The sequence below is a fragment of the Mesobacillus sp. LC4 genome, from assembly GCF_053543455.1.
Genome location: NZ_JBGCUB010000002.1, coordinates 454,541 through 477,411, shown reverse-complemented (window position 1 = coordinate 477,411; position 22,871 = coordinate 454,541). Strand labels below are relative to the sequence as shown.

Below are 22,871 nucleotides of genomic sequence, written 5' to 3'. Positions count from 1 at the left end.
AAGGCGAACCGCCGTGCTGAACCAACTTAAAAAGTGGAATACATTACGCAACCAGATTCTATTTATATTTTTGATTGTCATGGTGATAGTGTTATTGATTGTCAGTCTTTTAACATTAGGACAAGTTTCGGCATTGCTGCAGAACAACGCAGAAAAGCAAATACAGCAGGTAGCGATCGAAGCCAATGGACGGATGGAATCTCTTTATGAGCAAATCAATATGAACTCAAAGCTTGTCATAACCGATGAAGAAGTCCAAAGAATCTTGACGGATGTGCATGACGGTAAGCAAGTTTCCTTTGACGACAGACAGCGTCTCATGGGGCATATCAACAGGATCATCGGGAATACAGACGGCATTTTTTCCTTTCAACTTTTTTCAGAAAAAAGGCAGCGGGTCCTCCCCCTCGACGAGGATGAGTTGAAAAACCGCATCGGGAAAAAGTGGATTGAGGAAGCGAATCAGGCAAAAGGACGGATGGTCTGGATCGGCGAAGATCCAAATGATAAAAATTACTTCCTTGCCATCCGGAGAGTTAATCTAATGGAACGACAATTTAGAAGTGGCGGTTATCTTTTAATCAGCATTAACCGGGACCATTTTCACTTTGCGAATGAAAAGTATGAGAACGACCAGTACTCGATTCTTTTGGATCAAGACCAAAATCCAATCATCCAAAATTATGATGGTGATATCAATCGTATTATCAAAAGCAATGAAAACGTCTTACAGCTCAATGAGCGAGATTATATCGTAACAAAGCAAACATCAAGCCTTACAGGGTGGACTGTATTGATTTTAACTCCTGTCAGTGAACTGACAGAAGGAATGTCCTGGATTCGGAACGGCATCATTTTGTCCGGGGTGGTCGGTCTCATCATTTTTTCCATCAGTTCCTTCTTTCTGTCAACCATGATTACAAGCCCGATATTGAGACTGACAAAAACGATGCAGCGAGCCGGAGATGGATCATTAACATTGAATCCTGAAGTGTACTCTGTTAACGAAATCAATGAATTGAACAGTACCTATAACCAGCTGGTAAAAGAAACGAACCATTTGATGCAGATGGTTTATCAAAAGGAGATTTTAAGAAGCCAAAGTGAATTGAAAGCGCTTCAGGCGCAAATCAATCCACATTTCCTATTCAATACATTGGATGCGCTTCATTGGTCACTGGATGAAAAAGATGAAGAAGAGCTTGCAGAACTAGTTGTAGCGATGTCTGATTTATTCCGTTATACGATTACGAAAGAAACCGATGATGATTGGGTGTACCTGAAAGACGAAATCAAACACATCAGCGACTATATGGAAATCATGAAAATGCGTTTTGGCAACAGGCTGAAATGGCATGTCTCACTTCCGGAAAAATATGAGCATGTCAGGATCCCTAAACTAATCATACAGCCGCTCGTGGAAAATGCTGCCCTCCATGGAGCTGGAAATAAAACAGGCAACTGCCTGATTTCTGTAATCGTTGAACCCGTAAAACATGAAAATCAAGATCGGATTCGTATCATCGTAAAAGATGATGGATCCGGAATGGACCCAGAGAGGCTTTCACAAATTATCCAGTCCATTGAAGATGGCGGCACATCTTCTGCGAGCGGAAAAGGGATGGCCATTTCAAATGTCTATAAGCGCTTAAAACTATATTACCAGGGCATTTCACACACAGACCTTTTGATAGAGAGTGAGTTAGACCAGGGAACTCGAATTACGTTCGATCTACCGATTGAAGGAGGCGAAAAGAATGTTGTCTAAGAATATTTTGATTGTGGATGATGAGCCAAGAACGAGACAAGGCTTGCAAAGAACACTGGAAAGCTGGAACAACGGTGAATACACCATCCTCACTGCCGAAAGCGGTGAGGATGTCCTGCGCATTGCACAGGAAAAGAAGATTCATATTTTACTATCCGATATCCGGATGCCGGAAATGACAGGGCTGCAGTTACTAAAGACACTGAAGGAAAAAGGAATGAAGCCTGTAGTGATTGTCATATCGGCCTATTCCGAATTCGAGTATGCACAGCAAGCTTTAAAGCTCGGTGTCATCAATTATCTTTTAAAACCCATTGGTAAAAAGAAGCTGTTAGAAGCTGTCGAAGATGCTGTGAAGGTCATGGAGAAACAAGAAAGGGCCGGATTGATCGAAAAAGTGGTCGACGAGAAAATAGTTGTTGCCAGCAACAAGATGGCTTCAACCAAGGACACTATCCGAAAGGCTATCATTTACATAGACCGAAATCTGAAGGAAGAATTCACATTGAAAGATGTTGCTGCCCATGTCCATTTGAATCCGAGTTATTTTAGCGTATTGTTCAAGGAGCAAGTCGACCTGAATTTCAGTGAATATGTAACCAGAAGAAGGGTCCAGCGCGCAAAGGAATTGGTCCTTTCAACTACCCTCCCTATCAATGAAATAGCAGAGGAAGTCGGCTATAAAACCGCCAAGTACTTCATTAAGATCTTCAAAGAAATAGAGGGTATGACACCAAGCGCTTATCGAAAAACAGGAAATGAAAGGGCTTTCTAAAAATAGTAGTATTTTTCCTAATCATCGTTGCCTTTTTTGGTCTCCCCCCTGGTGTTAGACTTTAAATGTAAGGCATAGACAAACAAACAATTGAGGGGGTTTTGGATTGATGAAAAAGAAAGCGTTTTCCTCTGTGATGACCTTAGCATTGGCAGGCGGACTGATTTTGGGAGGCTGCTCTTCCTCTACTGGTTCTTCAGGCGATGAGAAGGCGTCCAGCGGAGATAAAACTGTCGTGAAAATGATGCATCTATGGCCAGAAGGAAGTTCAAATGCGCAATACACAATTGTGGATGACATTATCAATGCATATGAAAAGGAACATCCTGATGTAGACATCCAGACCGAGATTCTAGGCAATGAGCAGTACAAAGAGAAGATCAAAGTATTATCTGCTTCAAATGAACTGCCTGATGTTGGAATCACCTGGGCAGCAGGGTACATGAAACCTTTTGTTGATGGAAAAATGTTTGCTCCATTAGATGACATTGCCAAAGAAGACAATTTCGTTGCTGGTACGCTTGATGCTTTCTCAGTTGACGAAAAGCCATACGCTGTACCTCTTGAATTGAACATCACCCCGGTATATTACAACAAAGAAATTTTTAAGAAATATAACTTAGAAGCTCCAAAGACATATGATGAGTTCCTGAATGTCGTTGAAACACTTGCTGATAACGGAGTGACTCCAATCACTTTAGGAAACAAAGACCGCTGGACTGGATCCATGTGGTATATGTACCTTGCTGACCGCATTGGCGGACCTGAAGCTTTGAACAATGCAATCAACCGTTCTGGAAGCTTTGAAGATCCAGCTCTTGTCCAGGCAGCTGAAGAAATTGAAAAGCTTGTTAAGATGGACGCATTCGTCAAAGGCTACAACGGCCTTTCCAACGATGAAGCAAAAGGTTACTTTATGAATGAACAAGCTGCTATGTACTTGATGGCAACATGGGAGCTTCCAAACTATACTACAACTCCTGATGTTTCCCAGGAATTCAAGGACAAAGTTGGTTACTTCAAGTTCCCTACCTATGAAGGCGGAAAAGGCGATATCGACAGCTATGTAGGCGGACCTGGTGTTGGACTGTTCGTATCTGAACAATCAAAGGTGAAAGACGAAGCAAAAGAATTTGTCTCCTACCTCGTTGAAGAATGGGGCAAGCGTTCTGTTGTTGACGCTGGAGTCATTCCGGCTACAGTCGTTGATACATCAAATGGTGAACTTCACCCAATGTACATTGACATCCTGAATGACTTAGGAAACGCGACGAACCTGACTCTATATGCAGATGTTCAGATGTCTGCCGGCGTAGCAGATGTTCACTTGAACCAGATTCAAGCATTATTCGGCGGACAGACAACTCCTGAAAAGTTTGCAAAAACCCAAGAAGAAGCACTTGCTGCTGAGAAATAATACTTGCTTAGAAAGAGGGCATATTGCTGATGAATATGTCCTCTTCTTTATAGGAAAGGAAGGCGGCTAACCAACATGAAAAATGTTATGTCGAATAAATACGTAATCGCCCTTTATACGCTTCCAGCGCTACTTCTCATCCTCACCCTTATCTATATTCCCATCGCTTTATCAGGCTATTACGGTTTAATGGACTGGGACGGAATCGGTGAGATGACGTTTATTGGGCTGGATAACTATATCACCCTCGTACAGGATAAAATGTTCTGGACAAGTACCTATCATTCTTTTCTTTTAGCCATTTTCTCTACAGCGAGCTTGCTGCTGTACCTTGTTATTTCCCTGATTTTAGCCAGTAAAATCAAGGGTTCTGATCTATTAAGGAAGATTTATTTAATCCCAATGCTATTATCCTCTGTTGCCATTGCCCAGCTCTGGATGAAGATTTTCGATCCAACGAACGGAATGGCCAATAAATTACTCGAAATGTTCGGTGTGGAAAATACACCCATTTGGCTTGCAGACCCAGAAATCGCATTATATGCAATTTTCATTCCGATTATTTGGCAATTTGCAGGATTTTACATTTTGATTTATTATGCGGCATTAAAAAATGTACCAGATGAAATCATCGAAGCAGCAAAAATTGATGGAGCAAGCTCATTCCAAATTGCCTATAAGATAAAACTGCCTCTGATTTCGGGAATTTTTAAAGTGACAATCATGCTCGCAGTAGTTGGTTCACTGAAATATTTTGATTTGATTTATGTCATGACCGGCGGAGGGCCGAACGGGGCCAGTGAAGTAATGGCTTCTTATATGTATAAAGAAGCATTTAAATTGAATAATTTCGGTTATGGCAGTGCCATCGGTTTTGGACTATTGGTGATTGCACTCTTCATGACCTGGCTAATTTCGAAACTAACGAAATCTAAAGACGATGTTCAATTTTAAGGGAGTGAAACATAATGAGCGAGGTTAGCACACAACCAGCAGCAACGACCCTTTCCGCACCCCAAAAAACAAAGAAATCTTACTTGAACAAAATCGGATTTGGATTTCTTTATCTAATATTAGGGTTATTTGCTGTCATTCAAATTTACCCATTGGTATGGCTGTTGTTCTTTTCATTAAAAACCAATCAGGAAGTATTCGGGATGTCACCTTTCTCGCTGCCGCAAGACCCGCAATGGGGCAACTACACCAAGGCCTGGACTTCAGGCAATATTGGGGTCTATTTCTTCAACAGTGTATGGATCACCGTTTTATCTGTTGCCCTTACAATCATCCTGGCCAGCTTCGTGACATTTGCTGTTACACGTATGAGCTGGAAGCTTAGCGGCCTTGTTCTTGGGTTATTCCTGGTCGCTTATATGATTCCATTGCATTCGACGATCATACCTTTGTTTAATATGTACAACAACGCTAACTTAATTGATAGCCCTGTATCGATTGTCTTATCGTATACAGCATTCAATCTGCCTTTAACGATTATGATCTTGCTCGGATTTTATCGAACCTTCCCGCGTGAGATTGAAGAAGCCGCGGTCATGGATGGATGCTCGGTCCACAGGATTTTCTTCCAGATTACCCTGCCAATGACCGTACCTGTCCTATCAACAACCGCCATCATCAATATGATCTACAACTGGAATGAGTTTGTGTTTGTGAACACCTTCATCAGTTCGGACAACTGGAAGACGCTGACGGTTGGGATCAACAACTTCGTAGGACAATATTTAACAGACTGGGGCGCGATCGGAGCAACTCTAGTAATTAGTATCGTTCCAATCCTGCTGGCTTTCTTGTTCTTGAGTGACAAGATTGTTGAGGGGATGGCAGCTGGATCTGTTAAGGGTTGATATGGGATAACAGAAGAATTCTTGATAAGAAGTAAAATAGACTGTAGACACACTCGATGAACTTGAGCTTGTCTACAGTCTTTATTTTGGATTGAGGGTAAATGGGGCTGTTGATTTCCGTTCCAGGCGCTTCGCTTTCCGCGGGGCTGGCGGTGAGCCTCCTCACCGCCGTTGGCGTCTGCGGGGTCTCACCTGTCCAGCTGGAGCCCGCAGGAGTCTTCGCGCCTTCCACTCCAATCAACAGGACTTCTTAACTTTTCGGGGTGGAGTATATATTCTTATTAATAAATAGACTTATATACGCAAAAATTCTGTCCCCTAACTTCTCATTGCTAAACCCAATAACACTGTTCACAAACATTCAGCAAACAGTCCCATTGGGCCTTTTTCTTTATTATTTTTTATTCAATTACCCTTCTTTTCCTGTCCATCTTGCCGAAAACGAGATAGGCAGCGGACATGGTGATGGCTGCTATGAGGCTGCCGCCGAAAAAGAAGCCTAATGCGGGAATGAATTTTACGACGAATAGTACGGCTACGATTCCTGCGATCATCACGATGTTTTCAATTGGGCTGATCAACATGATCAGGAATGAGTTTTTAACAATCTGGAACCACTTTAACTCAAAATGTACATATACCGGGAATAGATAGAGTATAGTCATGATGGCAGCGAACATAAACAGATAGATTGGGATCTGAATGACACTTGTAAAACCGTCTCCTGACCTCTCTACGAAGACGAGGTTAAAGACAATAAGCCCGACGACTGTGGCTACGAGCAATCCTAACCCATTGCTGCGGAAAAACTCCGATTTCCAGGTTGTCCAAAAGGTCCGAAAAATCGGTATTTCCGTTTCCCCTTTCAGCCACTTGCGAATGATCGTGAACATTGCAATCGTCGCCGGGAAATACCCCAAGACAATGAGACCAGCGAGTGAGAACCCGATCCACAAAAGATTTATGTAGGCAAATTTCGTAATCCATTCCGTAGCTGCAAAAGCCCGGTTTGCCAATGTATTCATCATATCCCTCCACCCAAAAACCTTAGCAGGTCATTACAATCTAATATCCCTTTTTTAAACGGTACCAACTTAGAAAATCGGCTAAAACCAGATTACTTTTTTGTCCTTAATAATTCCTTGCTACTATTATAAAACAGTTTGAATAAGCATCCACCGCACAAAATCAAAAAAGAAGGCACAAAAATTCATTTGTGCTTCAATACGTTATCATTTAGTAAGGCCCCCTGATAAAATCCTTCACATTCTCCTGATAAAAACGCTGGATAGTCTGCAGTTCTTCTTCTGAGAATGGTTTTGTTTCCAATGCTCCGAGATTATCCTTCACTTGATTCATATTTTTAAACCCAGGAATGATGCAAGTGATCTCCTTTTGGTCCAGTATCCAGCGCAGAGCTGCACTTGCCATTGATTGGCGGTCTTCTGCAATCCACTTCAGTTGATCGGCCAGTTCAACACCATTCTTGAACCCAAGGCCGGCAAATGTTTCTCCGACATTAAACGCCTCTCCATTTTCATTGAAACGGCGGTGGTCATCTTCTTCAAACACATGCCCTGCCGAAAACTTACCAGTCAGCAGCCCGCTTGCAAGCGGCAGTCTCACCAGCAGTCCTACTCCTTTTTGATAAGCCTGGGGAATCAATGTTTCCAGCGGCTTTTGGCGAAACATATTAAAGATGATCTGCAGGCTTTTGACATTTGGGTTTTCTATGCTGATCAGCCCTTCTTCAACCGTTTCGACACTGACACCATAGTGACGGATTTTGCCCTCTTCCTGGAGACGGTCAAGCACTTCAAAAACGCTGCCATCCCTCAAAATCTCTGTAGCTGGGCAATGGATCTGGTACAAATCAATTGCTTCCCTATTTAAACGGCGGAGACTATCTTCGCAATAAGACCTGACTGTTTCATAGCTGTAGTTTTTCGGATCGAATATGTCACCCTGGCGGCAGAACTTTGTTGCAATATAAATCTGATCTTCCTTGCCTTTGGTCGCCTTCGCTAACAACTCTTCACTATGGCCGTCACCATACACATCGGCTGTATCGAAAAAGTTGACGCCCTGGTCAATCGCGTACTCCAGGGATCTTAATGCTTCTTGATCATTGGTCTTGCCCCATGACCCGCCGATGGCCCATGTCCCAAAGCTCACTTCACTGATTTTGATCCCGGTATTTCCTAATTCACGGTAATTCATTTCTTCATCTCCTTATTCCAATCCAAATTTATACTTTGTGATAGACGCGTACATCTCCCCTTTGTCCAGAACGATCGATGGAAAATGAGGGTGATGAATGCTATCAGGATAGTTTTGTGTTTCGAGACAAATTCCCAAATACTTTCTGGAAGAAACGCCTCTGAAGTTCCCTTCCTCTTTTAGCGAATTCCCCGAGTACACGACAACAGCAGGTTCATCTGTTTCGACCGTAAGGATACGTCCGCTTTCAGAATCCTTCAGAACAATCTCGTCATCATGACTTTCATCTAATAGAAATGGATGGTCATATCCATGTCCCACGAGAACATTTTGGTGGTGATTCGATTCAGCTCCCGTTTTTACCATACCACCTTTTGTAAAATCAAATGGTGTATGTTTGACATCCAAGATACTGCCAGTCGGCAGGAATTCCTCATCCAGCTCAAGAAAACGCGAACTTTTCAGCTGTAAGGAATGATTTAAAACATCCCGTTTCAGATTGCCGCTCAAATTGAAATAAGAGTGATTGGTAACAGTAAGCAGCGTCTTTTGGTCCGTCTGCGCCCGGTATTGAATTGATAATTCATTTTCGTTATTCAGCCTGTAAGTTACCTCTATGTACAGATTTCCCGGATAGCCTTCCTCGCCATCCTTGCTCAAATAGGAAAACAGAACACCGTCGTCAATGACCATCGCATCCCATACCACCTTGTCGAAGCCCTTCAATCCGCCATGGAGATGGTTGCTGTTATCATTTTGAGCCAGTGTGAAATGCTTACCATCCAGTTCAAAACTGCCGCCTTTGAGGCGTCCTGCCACCCTCCCGACAACAGCACCGAGGAAGTACGGGTCGTTCAGATATTCATCAAGTGTGTCATGGCCAAGAACAATATTTTCAAATTCCCCATCTCGATCGGGAACATTTATTTTTGTGATGGTACAGCCATAATTAATCGCCGTCACTTCCATGCCAAGCTCATTTCTCAAAGTAAAGGAATGCACACACTGGCTGCCAATCTGGCCGAATTTCTCTTTCAATACTTCCATGCAGATCCTCCTCTCTTTTTTAAAAGAAAGCCCCACATAAAGTGGGGAAGGTTATTTCCTGAATTCTCTTAACTGGTCATTAAGCGTCTTTGTCTGTGTGTATACATCCTGATAGATTGAAAAGAGCTTCTTATATTGTTCAACATTTTCCGGAATAGGCTCATAGGTTTTAGAGACTTGGATGAATGCCTTTGCGCAATCCTTCAGTGATGAAAACCAGCCGCAGCCGTATGCAGCGAGCATTGCCGCTCCCATTCCAGGTCCCTGTTCACTTGCCAGCTTTTCGATTTTCGCATTGAAAATATCTGCCTGCATTTGCAGCCATGTTTCGTTTTTGGCTCCGCCGCCGATGGTGATGATGGAATCAATCGTCTTTCCACTGCTTCTGAAAATCTCAATCGACTCATTCAGGGAGAATGTGATTCCCTCAAGCACCGCTCGTGCAAAGTGCTTCCTTTCATGTGAAGCATCGATTCCAATAAAGCTTCCTCGGATTGCAGAGTCTGCATGCGGCGTTCTTTCACCGACGATATAAGGAGTAAATAACAGCCCATCGCTGCCCGCTGATACCTCGTCCACTCCCGCTAAAAACTGGTCAAAAGCTTCCTGTTTTGCAAAGGTATCTTTGAACCAGCTTAAGCTGTAACCTGCTGCCAGCGTCACACCCATTGTGTAGTAAGCATTCTCTTCCCCATGGTTAAAATAATGAACCTTTCCTGCAAAGTCGAGGTCATTTCTTTCTTCATAAGATAGCACAACACCAGAGGTGCCGATGCTGCATAAGCTTTTTCCTTCCGTTAAAATCCCGGAGCCGATCGCACCGCATGCATTATCTGCTCCGCCAGCAAACACTTTTGTTCCTTCCGTCAACCTAGTTGCCTCAGCAAACCCAGCCGCAATGGTACCAACGAAATCATGGGATTCCACCAATGGCGGACAAAACTCAAGAGACAGATCAAATGCCTTTAAAATTTCCTGGCTCCATTGGCGCTCAGCAACGTTCAACAACAAAGTCCCGGCAGCATCCGAGTATTCCATCTGAACTTCCCCGGTAATACGATAACGCAAATAATCCTTAGGCAGCAAAAAAGTGCGGGCACGTTCAAATAACTGCGGCTCGTTTTCTTTTACCCAGAGGATCTTTGGCAAAGTGAATCCTTCCAATGCAGGATTCTTCGTTACCTCTAATAGCCTCTCCTTGCCAACAACACTGTAAATCTCTTCACATTGCTTCGTTGTTCTTGTATCATTCCATAAAATCGCATTCCTTAATACCTGATGGTTTTCGTCCAATAAGACAAGCCCGTGCATTTGCCCGGAAAAACTGAGGCCTTCAATTTCATTGACATCTCCATCAAATTGCTCTAAAAGTTCAGCAAGGCCCTCAGTAGTTTTTTCAACCCATTCTTCAGGGTTCTGCTCACTGTAACCTGACTTCTCAATGATAAGCGGATAAGATTTAGAAACTTCCTTACACACTTCTCCATTTTGATTGACCAGCAGTATTTTAACGGCACTTGTGCCAAGATCCACACCGATGACGTATTTCACCCGAGATCCTCCTATTCTATAGAAATGGGGCTGTCTAACAGGGCTGGTCCTCACTGCGAGGACTTACCACATCTCTTTTTAGACAACCCCAATGCTTATGTTTTAATTATACTTTTACGAATTAAAGTGTTTCCAGAAGGTATTGATTGATTACACCTTTTAAGCGTTCAGTTCTGCCAGACTGGTTCTTAATCTCAGTTAACTGAAGAGCGTATTCTTCAAGTTCGCGGAAGTTTGTCTTGCCTTCTGCGATTTTTAGGCCAATGCCAGTTGTATAGCTGCTGTAGCGTTCTTCTACGAAGCTATCAAGCACTTTATCTTCAATTAATTTATTTGCAACTTTCAGGCCGATTGCAAATGCATCCATACCCGCAATATGTGCGTGGAAAAGATCTTCCGGCTCGAAAGAACCTCTTCTTACTTTAGCATCGAAGTTCAAGCCGCCGCTTCCCAAGCCGCCATTTTTCAGAATTTCATACATTGCTAGAGTATTAGTATACAAATCTGTTGGGAATTCATCTGTATCCCAGCCAAGCAATGTATCACCCTGGTTTGCATCTACTGAACCAAGCATTCCGTTAATGCGTGCCGTTCTTAGTTCGTGCTCAAAAGTGTGGCCGGCAAGTGTTGCGTGGTTCGCTTCAATATTGAACTTGAAGTAGTCTGTCAGATCGTATTTCTGCAAGAATCCCAGACCAGTAGCAACATCAAAGTCGTATTGGTGTTTAGTAGGCTCTTTTGGTTTTGGCTCAATCAGGAATGGTACATTCAGGCCGATTTCTTTCGCATAATCAACTGCCATATGGAAGAAACGCGCCAGGTTGTCCTGCTCAAGCTTCATGTCCGTATTCAGAAGTGTTTCATAGCCTTCACGGCCACCCCAGAATACATAGTTTTCTGCTCCAAGTTCTTTCGCTACTTCAAGGCCTTTTTTCACCTTTGCTGCAGAGTATGCAAAAACATCAGCATTTGGAGAAGTCGCGGCACCATGAGTATATCTTGGATTCGTGAACATATTTGCCGTGTTCCAGAGTAATTTCGTCTTGCTTGTCTTCATGTAATCTTTAATCATGGAAACAATCGCGTCCTGGTTTTCATTTGTTTCTTTTAAAGTGCTGCCTTCAGGCGCGATGTCCACATCGTGAAAAGCAAAGAAAGGTACATTCAATTTTTCAAAAAGTTCAAATGCAGCCTCAACACGTGCTTTTGCCAGATCCATGCCCTGGAAACGGTCCCATGAACGGATAGCCGTACCAACACCGAATGGATCAGAACCATCAGCCGTAAAAGTATGCCAGTATGCTACCGAGAAACGAAGAATTTCCTCCATTGTTTTTCCATTGATTTTTTCTTCAGGATTATAATATTTAAATGCAAAAGGATTGTTGGAGCGTGGACCTTCAAATTGGATTTTGTTCACTGATTCAAAATAAGCCATGCCTTAATTCCTCCCTGTTTTTGTTTAAGTATCATTCATGTAAATGCTTACAAAAATATGTTTTATAAAATATCCTTTATTCTGTTACAAATCAAATTATAGCACCACATACTTAGTTTGTCTATCTGATAAACTAAGATAATTTTAAGAAAACTTTAAGTTATTATAGAGATGATTCCTGTAGGAACCCAAATCACTTACTTAAACTTCTGTTTTACCTGCTACGGTTTTTACCTTATCTTCCGAAGTTTGTATGTTTGGCAAACTAAGATTATGATAAAATAAAATTACTATTGAATAAGGAGCTATAAATAAGTGGGAACCTTAACGTGGAATCAGCATGTTGTAAAGAAAAATAATAAAGCACTTGTCCTGAGCTTGATCATCGAAAAAGAGACGATTTCCAGAGCAGACATTGCCAATGTAACAGGCTTGAATAAGACGACCGTTTCTTCTTTAGTCACAGAATTACTAGAGGATGAACTGATTTACGAATCTGGTCCCGGGATCTCAAGCGGCGGCCGGCGACCGGTCATCCTTCATTTCAACAGGAATACTGGCTATGCGATCGGTGTTGATATCGGTGTCAACTATGTCCTGGCAGTGTTAACGGATTTAAAAGGGAAGATTATTGTAGAAAAAAGCCAAAATGTGAACCGGACCTCCTATTCTTCCATAATCAGTACTGTCCAAACGATGATCCAATCATTGATGGATGAGATGCCTAACAGCAGGTATGGCATTGTCGGAATAGGAGTAGGTGTCCCTGGAATTGTGAACAAAGAAGGATCCGTCCTGCTTGCTCCAAATCTAGGCTGGACTAACATTCAATTAAAAGAGGACCTGGAAAAAACTTTTAACGTGCCAATCATCATCGAAAATGAAGCAAATGCCGGCGCTGTCGGCGAGCAGCAGTTTGGGGCAGGCCAGGATTATGAAAATATCCTTTATGTCAGTGCAGGAATCGGGATCGGTGTAGGGATTATTTTAAACAAAGAACTGTATCAGGGGAAAAGCGGATTTTCAGGCGAAATGGGCCATATGATTATTGAATTGAACGGAAAACGCTGTAACTGCGGCAGCAGAGGGTGCTGGGAAGCCTATGCCTCTGAAAACGCCCTTCTGGAGATGGCCGGAGAAAATATTGACTCATTGGAGTCCTTGATTGAGCAGGCTAAAAACGGAGAAAAAACAGCAATCGAGCTTTTTGAAAAGATTGGGCAATATTTAGGATTTGGGATCAATAACATCATCAATACCTTCAATCCTGACCAGGTGATTATCGGAAACCGTTTAGCATCGATAAGAGAATGGATCGAGGAGCCAATCCTTTCGACGATTGAAAATCATACACTTGTATACCACCAAAAGGAGATGAAGCTGGAGTTTTCAAAGCTTGGGAAGTATTCAACTGCTTTAGGTGTCTCGGCTTTTGTCGTTGACCATTTTATAAAAGCTGGAGAAGCATAATTTTAAAAAGCAAAAACCCGATTCAGTCTTTGAATCGGGTTTAACTTTGTTGAAATTTATTTATCACCATAAGGATCGATCGTTTGAATCGTTCCATCTTCATTATATTTTAGCTCAGTGAACTTCACAGAACGTTTATGGTTCACGCCGCCAGACATCGAGCAGTCATGATAGAACAAATACCACTTATCTTTGAATTCAACAATCGAATGGTGGGTTGTCCAGCCACTGACAGGTGTAAGGATCGTCCCTTTATATACAAATGGCCCCTGTGGATTTTCACTGACAGCATATACAATTTTATGAGTCGTGCCGGTTGAATAAGAAAGGTAGTAAAGACCATTGTACTTATGGACCCATGGCCCCTCAAAATATCTGCGGTCCTCATCACCAGCTAGGATCGGATTGCCATCTTCATCGACAATGGAGATTTCCTGAGGTTCCCCTTTGAAGTTCAGCATATCATCGGTTAGTTCAGCAACGATTGGTCCTAAAGCAGGTGCAGTCGCTGCCGGGCCTTCAGCATCTGGAATGAACTCCCCTGTCTGCCACTTTTCAAGCTGTCCTCCCCAAAGTCCGCCAAAATAAACATAAGCTCTGTCGTCCTCATCCACAAACACCGCTGGATCTATGCTGAAGCTCCCAGGAATATAATTAGGCTCAGGTTTGAACGGCCCTGCAGGACTTTCGCTCGTCGCCACGCCAATTCTAAAGATTCCATCATGGTCCCGTGCAGGGAAAAATAAATAATAGGTATTGTTTTTATAAGCAGCATCTGGAGCCCACAGCTGCTTGCTTGCCCAAGGGATATCTTTCAGATGAAGCACTTCCCCATGGTCAATACATGGAGCATCAGCATCTTCCATCGAAAGGACATGATAATCCTCCATTTTATACTGGTCCCCATTATCATTCGAAGGCTCATCATGATCAAGATCATGTGAAGGATAAATATAAAGCTTCCCTTCAAAAACATGCGCGGAAGGATCTGCCGTAAAAATATGCGTAACCAAAGGTTCATTCTGCTTAGAATTTTTCACACTGATAACCTCCAAGTTCATATTAAGATCTATTCAAATTATAAACGAAGTCTATCTACTTTGTATACCGATTAAACTAACTTTTCTTGTGACGTCAAAAGGACGGTCACTTGTCCCAAGTAACGCTCTCGTTTTAATTGCTTAAATTGTAACTTCTTCTTTCTTTTCTAAAGAGGCATAGCAGGCATCTATGACATGCATATTCGCGATTGTCTTTTCCGCCGGATAAATCAGGGATTTCTTTTCGAGGATTGCTTCGGAAAGATGGTCTACTTGAAGTAAATAGATATCCCCTTCCACCTTCTCAGTTCTTTGCTGGCCATTAGTCTCAACCGTGACCAGTCCAACGCCACCGGACACGTCCGGACGGAAAGCTCTGGGTACCTGAATCCTCCCTCTAGTTCCCACTATCTCATATTCCTGTCTGAAGGATGCTTCGAAGCTGCAATCAAAAACACCCTGAATGCCCCGTTCGAATTCCAAATAGGCCACAGCCGAAACATCTACGTCCGTCTCTGGATCGAGTTTTCCATGTGCTTTGACTTTCACCGGTTCAGCTCCTAAGATATTCCGCATGCTATGGATGCAATAGCTGCCAACATCATAAATACTGCCTCCGCCAAGGCTTTTATCCATGCGGATGTTCGTCTCACGGTCCTCCATGTAATAGGAGAAGCTGCTTCGCATCAGCTTTACCTCGCCGATTTCTCCAGACGAGATGATTTCCTTAACAAGCTTATGCTGAGGATGGAATTGGTACATAAAGGCCTCCATGAATAAGACATGCTGCTCCTTGCAGTACCTGTTCATCTCAATCATTTCCTGTGCTGTTAACGCCGCAGGCTTTTCACACAGAATGTGCTTCCCGTGTTTGGCTGCTTCGAGAACCCATTTGCGATGGAGACTGTTAGGCAAAGGAATATAGACCGCATCGATTTCCGGGTCTTGCAGTAGCTCTTCGTAAGTATCATATACTCTAGGAATATTCAGCTTCGCAGCCACCTCTGCCGCTTTACCGCTAGAGCTGGCAATCGCCTCAACCTCTGCTAAAGTCGATCTTTGAATGGCAGGAATGACTTGTGTCTGCGCAATGTTTGCGGTACTTAAAATTCCCCAATTTATTTTTTTCATGAAGCGTTCCTCCCGAAGTACAGTCTTGAGAATTTCTTTAAAGCTATAAAGGATGATAGCAATAAACAAAGTGCAGCCACTTCAATGGCAAACACCTCTAATCCAAACCATTATAAAAGCAATACTCTAGATCTATCTTAATTCACCTTAATCTTAGCAATCGGCACTTCCGTTTGTCTATTCGATTGACTAAGATTCTATGAAATCACTTTTACCAACGGAAAATCTCCTTTTATACCCTACTAAAAAAGGTATTTCCCCTGAAGGAAATACCTTTAATAGAAAGTACTTTTACCGTATCGGCGCAAGTTCAACAGCCTGTCTCATTGCTTCAATCAAGCTCTTTTCGTCAGCAATGCCTTTTCCAGCGATGTCAAAAGCTGTGCCATGATCAACGCTAGTACGAATGATCGGCAGTCCGACAGTAATGTTGACACCAGCGTCCAGTCCTAGCACTTTTACCGGACCGTGTCCCTGGTCATGGTACATGGCAACGACAATATCAAAGTCTCCACGAACCGCACGGAAGAATAAAGTATCAGCAGGAAGCGGACCTACTGCATCGATTCCTTCTCCCTGAGCTTTTTCTACACCCGGAACGACCTTTTCATCTTCTTCACCGTAACCAAATAAGCCATTCTCACCAGCGTGCGGATTGATGCCGCAAACAGCGATTTTCGGAGCTTCAATTCCTGCTTTGCGCAATGTATCATGTGCAAGCTTGATGACATGGTATACGCGCTCTGGATTAATCATTTTAACAGCATCGATGATTCCTACATGCGTCGTAACATGGATAACACGTAAATTCGGCGCAGAAAGCATCATGGAATAATCCTGAGTGCCAGTCAAGTCTGCTAAAATCTCTGTATGACCAGGATATTTATGCCCACCTTTTTGCAGTGCTTCTTTATTCAAAGGAGCCGTACAGATCGCATCAATCTTCTGTTCATTCGCAAGCTCGATTGCTGTACGCAAGTATTCAAAAGCTGCATGTCCAGCATCGGGAGAGACTTCACCTACTGGCAGGTCAGCAGGCAGAAGATTCAAGTCTAGACAATGAACAGTGCCAAGCTTATATTCAATCTCCTCTAACCCTTCAGCAGTAACAGATTGAATCTCCAACTCACTGCCGACAAAGCTTTTAGCCCGTTCAAGAATCTTGCTGTCACCGATGACAAAAGGATTGCTGATTTTATAGATTTCTTCATTTGCAAGCGTCTTTAAAATGATTTCCGGGCCGACACCTGCTGCGTCACCCATAGTTATTCCGACCACTGGTTTAGTTTGTTTCATATTGCCCAACCTTTCCTGTCATGTATTCCACCGCTTTTACAAGCGAGCCTTCGTTCCCGAAACCACCGGCCTTTGTAATTGCCCAGAAGTTCTTTTCCCCGCTCCTGATCATGCCAAACGGCAGTCCGGATTCGACCTCAGAGTGGAGTTCCATTTCATTCACACCTAATTCACCGCAAACGGCTTTTGCAGTGTCACCACCTGTTAAAACAAGTCCGCCGATATCCTGGACCTGTTCAAGGAAAACTTTTGCAGCCTTCGCCAGTCCGAAAGCAATTGCCTCACTCACCTGGTTGCTGTTATAGCCTAATCTGTCACCCGCTTCACGCGCAGCCACTCTGTTTGCTTCGGAAGAATCAACATAAAGGACATAATGATTGGCTTTCCTGTTTACTGCCAAGCTACTTGTCTCAAGTGTATCTTCAACCAATTGAACTGGATTTATTTCTATAAACTCGACTTCTTTTATTCCTTTTAGGCTTTCAAGCTGCTTTTTCGTCACTTGAGAAAGACTCCCGGATACGGTAAGAGTCCGGTCGATGGCAGTTTTCTTCATATCTTGGCCTGACTGTGGAAAAATCTCCAATTCAGCGGGAAGATACTCAATTAAACCGCCAGAGCCTGCCCAAACGATTTTTTTGCCAAGCTTCGCAAAAAATGCTGCGATTGCCATTAGGTCCTCTTCTGTCTCGCTGTCACAAACAAACCAGGATTGCCCGCCGTCTATTGTTTTCTCAACGAATGATGCTAACTGATCCTCGGATCCTCGAATCAGATCAAGATCAATCAAAGCAATATCTTCATCCACAGATTTCTTCAGCAAATCAGGGATAAACCCTTCTGTAACTGGAGTCTTCGGATCGCGCCCAAACTCCGTTTCCGTAATCAGTGTGCCATTTACATAATGAAGTCCTTTTACAGTTGTCCTGTTCACCTTTGGAAAAGCTGGCACGATTACAACTGCTTCAGGCTTAAAAACGCTGGCGGCGGCAGCAATTTCAACCGCACCATTTCCCCGTAAGGTAGAATCAATTTTCTTGTATACATGTGAATACCCATGCTGAAAAAGAAGAGAAGCAGCTTTAACCACTGCTTCATGTGCTTTCTCCCCAGGAACTGCCCGGCTGTCAGTATCGACAACCAGAACATCAGGGGTTGAGCCTGCTTCTTTAATACCTTCTAGATTGAACACTACGGTTGAAGAAAATCCTCTTTTCGCCAATTGAACACCTGAATCATTGGCACCTGTTAAGTCGTCTGCGATGATTCCGATTTTTTCACCCATATGAACACACCCTTAACTATCCACTTTTATGACATTTCCTTGCTTGAACGCGTACCCCTTTTTCTCAAGTCGTTTAACAAGGAAAGCGATGAACAACGGCAGTAGAATTGCTGTTGTAACAGTCGATGCAGCTACCTGGACAGTCGCCAGTTCAGCATATTGAGAGAAGCTAGCGTTTGCCGCAGCAATCGCGGCAGGCGTCGCAACTGCATTACCAGCTGTCGAGCCTTCTGCAGCTCCGACAATTGGATTCCATTTGAACGCTTTGAAAACAAAATAACCTGCTGTACCTGTGAATAGAACCGTCATTATCCCTAATAGAACTCCTGTTAATCCACCTGCAACGATCGCTCCGAAATCAATTCCCATACCAAGCGCGAAAGCGAAGAATGGAATCAGCATGGAACTTCCGTTATCAAGGAATTCACGCATGTCTTCATCTAGATTACCTAAAACCATACCAACAAGGATTGGCAGCAATACAGCGATGAATGACTGGATGGAGAACATTCCGTCAACAAAGCCCATTGCACCGAAGATTGATAGTGCCACCATTGTTAGGAATGGCCCATCATTCAAAGCAAGTAATGAGTAAGAAGCACGGTCTTCTTTACTTCCGTATTGACCTACAAGAGCAACGAACAAACCGCCATTGCTGTTTGTCATTGCAGCGATGATCGCAATTGGAGCAAGCCCCAACCATAATCCGTTATCACCAGCGAATAAGTATGCAATAAGTCCAACTGCGGCACCGACAATCCATTTGATTCCAAGCAATGTCGCGCCTTTACCAACCGAAACACCGAATGATTTTACATTTATTTGCGCACCAGTCGCCAATAGGAAAAGTGCAATCAAAGTACCTGCGCCATTTACAAACAGTGCCTCTGTAAAGTTACCAATACGAAGCAAGTTTGGTGCAAATGTGTTCAATGTTGCTGCAATAAGCAACGGAACAACCATCATTCCACCAGGAATTCTTTCTAAACCTGCCTTTATTCTCATATTCTAGCATCCCCTTTTATATTGTTTCAAATTTAAACGATTTAGTAATCGCTTACATGTTTCATTTTAATGAAAACGTTTTATTTTTGCAATAGTTTTTTCACAAATTATTCACATTAAATAATCCCACCTAACTAATTGTTGCATTTTTAAACAACTTAAAAAGCTGAAGAACTAATTCTTCAGCTTTCTCCATAATGTGGAACGATTGATATTCAGCCTATTTGCGACTCTTGTCTGATTCCCATCCTCTTGTTCCATCACAGCAAGGATGATCCTCTTCTCGATTTCTTCTAAAGTTCCCTGTAAAAAATCATCCTGAATTGAAAACCCACTTGAAACTTTGGATTCCAGCAAAGGGCCCATCACTTCTGTACTTAAAACATATCCCTTTTCCGCAGCAGCTGCGTCATGCAGAACAGCTTTTAACTCTGCTACATTGCCCGGCCAATGGTAATTTTCCAAAAGGTCGAGAGCTTCCTCTTTAATCTTTATCGGCGAAGTACCAAAGCTCTGATTCGAATCGGCTATGAAATAAGCTGCCAGCGCCCTTATGTCACCATTGCGATTACGTAAAGACGGCAAATAGATTCGTGCTACATCTGAATCAAACAACCCTTCATTTTCCGTAAGAACCGAATATATAATGTTGATTCCGATGCTGCAACAATAATCAGCCACCTGCTCTAGTCTCTGTTGTTCATGAAAGTCCAAAGTATCGATACCCTGAAGGTAAATCGTCTTGATGTCCTTATCAACTTCTGAATTCCCTAGAAAGTCCCTGGCCATCGCGACTGCAAAAAGTCCATCACCCTCAAGCTTCAAATAATGGATGTACCTTGCAATCAAACCCTTTCCAGTACCATTTTCACCAATCAACGCCCATTTGGACTTTTTAATATTTGCTCCTATCGAGGAAATACAATTCCTCATTTGCTCGCTTTCCTGAATGATTAAAGGAAGCTGGGATACATGCTCAACTTTTATCAATGATTCATCAATGGATTGTCCAAGCTTTGAAAAAGAATATAAATAGTATTTCCTGCTCCCATTTGTCAGCACAGATGGCTTCACTTTGTATACTTCATCGCCAACCTTGATAACCGCCTGTGAATTTAACACTCCGTCTTTGGATAGTTCAGATACATCTATTAAAGATGGTGAGATTGATTTCCATTGTTCGTAAGCAATTTCACCATCATGATCAAGGACGATAAAGTCATTTGCTGCTGATTCCAGCATGGCCTTCATCAAATCGATTTCTGTCTGTTTCTTCTGGTAAAAGGAATAGATCGTTCTGGTTCGCTGGAATGCATCAAAAATCGCCTCTCGACCTGACTGAATCAAGATTCCTTCCATTCCGTACCGATCAGCATTATGGACAGTAACGACATCACCCATAATAACGCTGTATCCTTGATCCTTGAGGTCCTTTATAAGCGGTCCGACTTCTTCAGCTCTCTCAACTGTAAAGACTTCAATTGGAAACTCCAATATATCAGTGATCGTTTCTGCTCCTAATGTGATATTCGAAAAACCAACGATCGCCTTCTTGCCGGGAAACTCATTCGCGAGCGTTAGTACACGCAGCATATCATAACCAGAAACATGGATATCAATAACCGGCAAATTGGTCACTTCTTCAATCGACTTAGCCGTTCCGCCGCGACTTATGATTACATCAAAACCGTCCTGTTCCGCCCGTTTAGCCAACGGGACTGCAGAGCCCAAGTTGCCGACCTTTACAGTAACATCCAAATCTTCCGCCTCTGCTTTACATTCATCTATCAATACAGCCATCGCAGGATATGGCGCAATAAACAACACCTTAATCATATATAATCACCCGTTCTTTCCTTACCTTCATAAATAGCATACCTGTAAGAAAAGCGCAACGACAAAGAGGTAGTCCCCCAATCCGAAACTTAGTGTCGTCCCACAGCAAAGCCATCAAGCCTAACCATAAGGGTCCATAATCAAGAGACACTCATGGAGAACTCTCATTAAAGAACTACTTTTAAAATGCAGAATTAAATTATATAGGAGCGCAAAACATCTCATCTCACCACATCATCGCTCCAGGGGAATCAGTGTAGTGAAGGTAGCTTTACTTTTCAATTTGTTGCTCCAATACAAAAATTCAGGAAATTAGATAGACCCTCCTACTCTTCTATTTCTAAATCAAAACTACCAATCTACCAAGGCATTCTAGTCCCATCCTCTCATTTATTTCGATAACCGAAATATTCGACAAATTGCAGCAACATTTCCCTATTATCCTTATTAAAATAGCTAGGAAATTACTTTTACTAGTTTAAGGAGTGATCGTCGATGAAGAAAAACAAAGTAATCACCGGACTAAGTGTATTGGCATTATGTACTGCCCTTGCCTCGCCAACACTGGCAACAAACTCGCCAAACGGGAAACTCTACAATGAAAACCAGGTTTATTCAGTCAATGGATATACTGATTATGCGGAAATGGTCAAACGACTGCAGCAAATCAAAGCGAATAGCCAGGGGAAAGTTGCTTTGGAGGTTGTCGGCCAATCTAACCAGGGAAGGGATATTTACCAGGCGAGAGTAGGCACTGGAGATAAAGTCGTCTTAATCGAAAGTGAAATCCATGGAAATGAGAACACAGGAACCGAAGCCCTGCTCAGCATGCTCCAATTCCTGGGATCCAGCAATTCACCTGAAGCACAAAAGATCCGCGATGAAATCACTCTCGTCACTTTGCCAAAAATGAATCCTGATGCATCAGAGCTTGACCGCCGCGGCAATGATATGTCATGGGAAGAGGTCGTCGAGGATTTCCCTCAGCTTGCAGATGCAGCTAAGCCTGCCTGGAATTACTATAACAACCGCATTATCCAGGACAGAGACTACAACGGCAGACCTGGATTTGATGTGAACCGTGACTTCAATCCGGACCTTAATTATGTTCCAAAAGCAGAAGATTTCCCTGGCACCTCAAGTAAAGCTGGCTGGTACATCACGCCAGAATCACAAACCGTGCGCGATGTGTATAAAAAGCTTCAAGCCGAGTTCGGCAAAGTAGATGTCTTCATCGACCTTCACCACCAGGGCCAATATTATGTTGAAGGCACAGACGACCTTGTCACAATGTCCCTATCAGCAGACTTCGTTCCAGATCCGAATACAGCAGCAGGCGCCAAATATGCTGAGTATAAGGACAACTATAATTTCCAGTATTCCAAGCAATTGAATCTTGCTGCATACAATGCACTTCAGTCTCTCGGTGAAAACTCACCATTCAACAATATCACTCTTTATCAGCAAAACCTGGACCTTCCTGGAACAGCGCTTGGAAGCTTCGCACTAAACGGAAGCGGCACAGTCCTTTTCGAAGTAAGAGGCCAATCACACTCGTTGGGACAAAAGAAAAAAGGCCAGCTGGTCAAAGCAGTAGAAACCGGACTATATGGAATCCTTAACGGTGTTGTGGATGGATCAGTAGAGACGCTGGACGCGGATGAATATGATAACATTCCGCAAACTGCTTATTCACCAAGTTTATAAGAGTATGAAAAAAAGCGGAGGGC

At 42.9% G+C, this 22,871-nt stretch carries 18 protein-coding genes; 7 read left to right on the top strand and 11 right to left on the bottom strand.

Annotation, left to right across the window (positions count from 1 at the left end):
- The first annotated feature begins 13 nt into the window (after nucleotides 1-13).
- The 5 genes from AB5I83_RS08855 to AB5I83_RS08835 all read left to right on the top strand — a co-directional run bounded on the left by AB5I83_RS08855 (nucleotide 14) and on the right by AB5I83_RS08835 (nucleotide 5,822).
- Nucleotides 14-1,768 carry a sensor histidine kinase gene (locus AB5I83_RS08855; RefSeq protein ID WP_448974598.1) on the top strand — a complete coding sequence of 585 codons (1,755 nt, stop codon included), beginning with the start codon at nucleotides 14-16 and terminating at the stop codon, nucleotides 1,766-1,768.
- Entirely contained in the window at nucleotides 1,758-2,543 is a 786-nt protein-coding gene (locus AB5I83_RS08850) for a response regulator transcription factor (protein ID WP_448974596.1), read from the top strand. The genes AB5I83_RS08855 and AB5I83_RS08850 overlap by 11 nt, the downstream gene beginning before the upstream one ends.
- A gap of 109 nt (nucleotides 2,544-2,652) precedes the next feature.
- The gene (locus AB5I83_RS08845) at nucleotides 2,653-3,960 is read left to right on the top strand and encodes an extracellular solute-binding protein (RefSeq protein ID WP_226087962.1); all 1,308 of its coding nucleotides are present in this window, start codon (nucleotides 2,653-2,655) and stop codon (nucleotides 3,958-3,960) included.
- A 75-nt stretch (nucleotides 3,961-4,035) separates the two neighbouring features.
- A complete protein-coding gene (locus AB5I83_RS08840) occupies nucleotides 4,036-4,914 on the top strand; it encodes a carbohydrate ABC transporter permease (RefSeq protein ID WP_448974594.1) in 879 nt (292 codons plus the stop codon).
- Between the two features lie 14 nt (nucleotides 4,915-4,928).
- The gene (locus AB5I83_RS08835; RefSeq protein ID WP_167834332.1) at nucleotides 4,929-5,822 is read left to right on the top strand and encodes a carbohydrate ABC transporter permease; all 894 of its coding nucleotides are present in this window, start codon (nucleotides 4,929-4,931) and stop codon (nucleotides 5,820-5,822) included.
- A 401-nt stretch (nucleotides 5,823-6,223) separates the two neighbouring features.
- Here AB5I83_RS08835 and AB5I83_RS08830 read toward each other — a convergent pair whose 3' ends face one another.
- From AB5I83_RS08830 to xylA, 5 genes are all read right to left on the bottom strand, one after another.
- Nucleotides 6,224-6,850, bottom strand: coding sequence for a YesL family protein (locus tag AB5I83_RS08830; protein WP_448974592.1), 627 nt, complete (start codon nucleotides 6,848-6,850; stop codon nucleotides 6,224-6,226).
- A gap of 208 nt (nucleotides 6,851-7,058) precedes the next feature.
- Entirely contained in the window at nucleotides 7,059-8,042 is a 984-nt protein-coding gene (locus tag AB5I83_RS08825) for an aldo/keto reductase (protein ID WP_448974590.1), read from the bottom strand.
- 12 nt (nucleotides 8,043-8,054) lie between these two features.
- On the bottom strand, nucleotides 8,055-9,089 hold the full coding sequence (locus AB5I83_RS08820; protein WP_448974588.1) for an aldose epimerase family protein: 1,035 nt from the start codon (nucleotides 9,087-9,089) through the stop codon (nucleotides 8,055-8,057).
- Between the two features lie 51 nt (nucleotides 9,090-9,140).
- A complete protein-coding gene (xylB, locus tag AB5I83_RS08815; RefSeq protein ID WP_448974586.1) occupies nucleotides 9,141-10,640 on the bottom strand; it encodes a xylulokinase in 1,500 nt (499 codons plus the stop codon).
- A 121-nt stretch (nucleotides 10,641-10,761) separates the two neighbouring features.
- Nucleotides 10,762-12,078: a xylose isomerase gene (gene xylA, locus AB5I83_RS08810; protein ID WP_448974584.1), complete on the bottom strand. Its 1,317-nt coding sequence runs from the start codon at nucleotides 12,076-12,078 to the stop codon at nucleotides 10,762-10,764.
- A gap of 315 nt (nucleotides 12,079-12,393) precedes the next feature.
- Here xylA and AB5I83_RS08805 point away from each other — a divergent pair, with 315 nt between their 5' ends.
- Nucleotides 12,394-13,548, top strand: a complete 1,155-nt coding sequence (locus AB5I83_RS08805) for an ROK family transcriptional regulator (RefSeq protein WP_226086071.1) — start codon at nucleotides 12,394-12,396, stop codon at nucleotides 13,546-13,548.
- Nucleotides 13,549-13,604: 56 nt separating this feature from the next.
- Here AB5I83_RS08805 and AB5I83_RS08800 read toward each other — a convergent pair whose 3' ends face one another.
- The 6 genes from AB5I83_RS08800 to AB5I83_RS08775 form a co-directional block, all read right to left on the bottom strand.
- Nucleotides 13,605-14,588 carry a glycoside hydrolase family 43 protein gene (locus AB5I83_RS08800; RefSeq protein WP_448974582.1) on the bottom strand — a complete coding sequence of 328 codons (984 nt, stop codon included), beginning with the start codon at nucleotides 14,586-14,588 and terminating at the stop codon, nucleotides 13,605-13,607.
- Nucleotides 14,589-14,729: 141 nt separating this feature from the next.
- Entirely contained in the window at nucleotides 14,730-15,719 is a 990-nt protein-coding gene (locus tag AB5I83_RS08795) for a Gfo/Idh/MocA family protein (protein ID WP_448974580.1), read from the bottom strand.
- Nucleotides 15,720-16,010: 291 nt separating this feature from the next.
- Entirely contained in the window at nucleotides 16,011-17,015 is a 1,005-nt protein-coding gene (gene pdxA, locus AB5I83_RS08790) for a 4-hydroxythreonine-4-phosphate dehydrogenase PdxA (RefSeq protein ID WP_448974578.1), read from the bottom strand.
- Nucleotides 17,002-18,300 (bottom strand): four-carbon acid sugar kinase family protein, encoded by a 1,299-nt coding sequence (locus AB5I83_RS08785; protein ID WP_448974576.1) that lies wholly within the window; start codon nucleotides 18,298-18,300, stop codon nucleotides 17,002-17,004. The genes pdxA and AB5I83_RS08785 overlap by 14 nt, the downstream gene beginning before the upstream one ends.
- Nucleotides 18,301-18,312: 12 nt before the next feature.
- Nucleotides 18,313-19,305, bottom strand: coding sequence for a 2-keto-3-deoxygluconate permease (locus tag AB5I83_RS08780; RefSeq protein ID WP_448974574.1), 993 nt, complete (start codon nucleotides 19,303-19,305; stop codon nucleotides 18,313-18,315).
- Between the two features lie 174 nt (nucleotides 19,306-19,479).
- Nucleotides 19,480-21,141, bottom strand: coding sequence for a PrpR N-terminal domain-containing protein (locus AB5I83_RS08775; protein ID WP_448974572.1), 1,662 nt, complete (start codon nucleotides 21,139-21,141; stop codon nucleotides 19,480-19,482).
- 495 nt (nucleotides 21,142-21,636) lie between these two features.
- On the opposite strand from AB5I83_RS08775, the gene AB5I83_RS08770 reads away from it, so the two are divergent.
- On the top strand, nucleotides 21,637-22,848 hold the full coding sequence (locus tag AB5I83_RS08770) for a M14 family zinc carboxypeptidase (protein ID WP_448974570.1): 1,212 nt from the start codon (nucleotides 21,637-21,639) through the stop codon (nucleotides 22,846-22,848).
- Nucleotides 22,849-22,871: the final 23 nt, after the last annotated feature.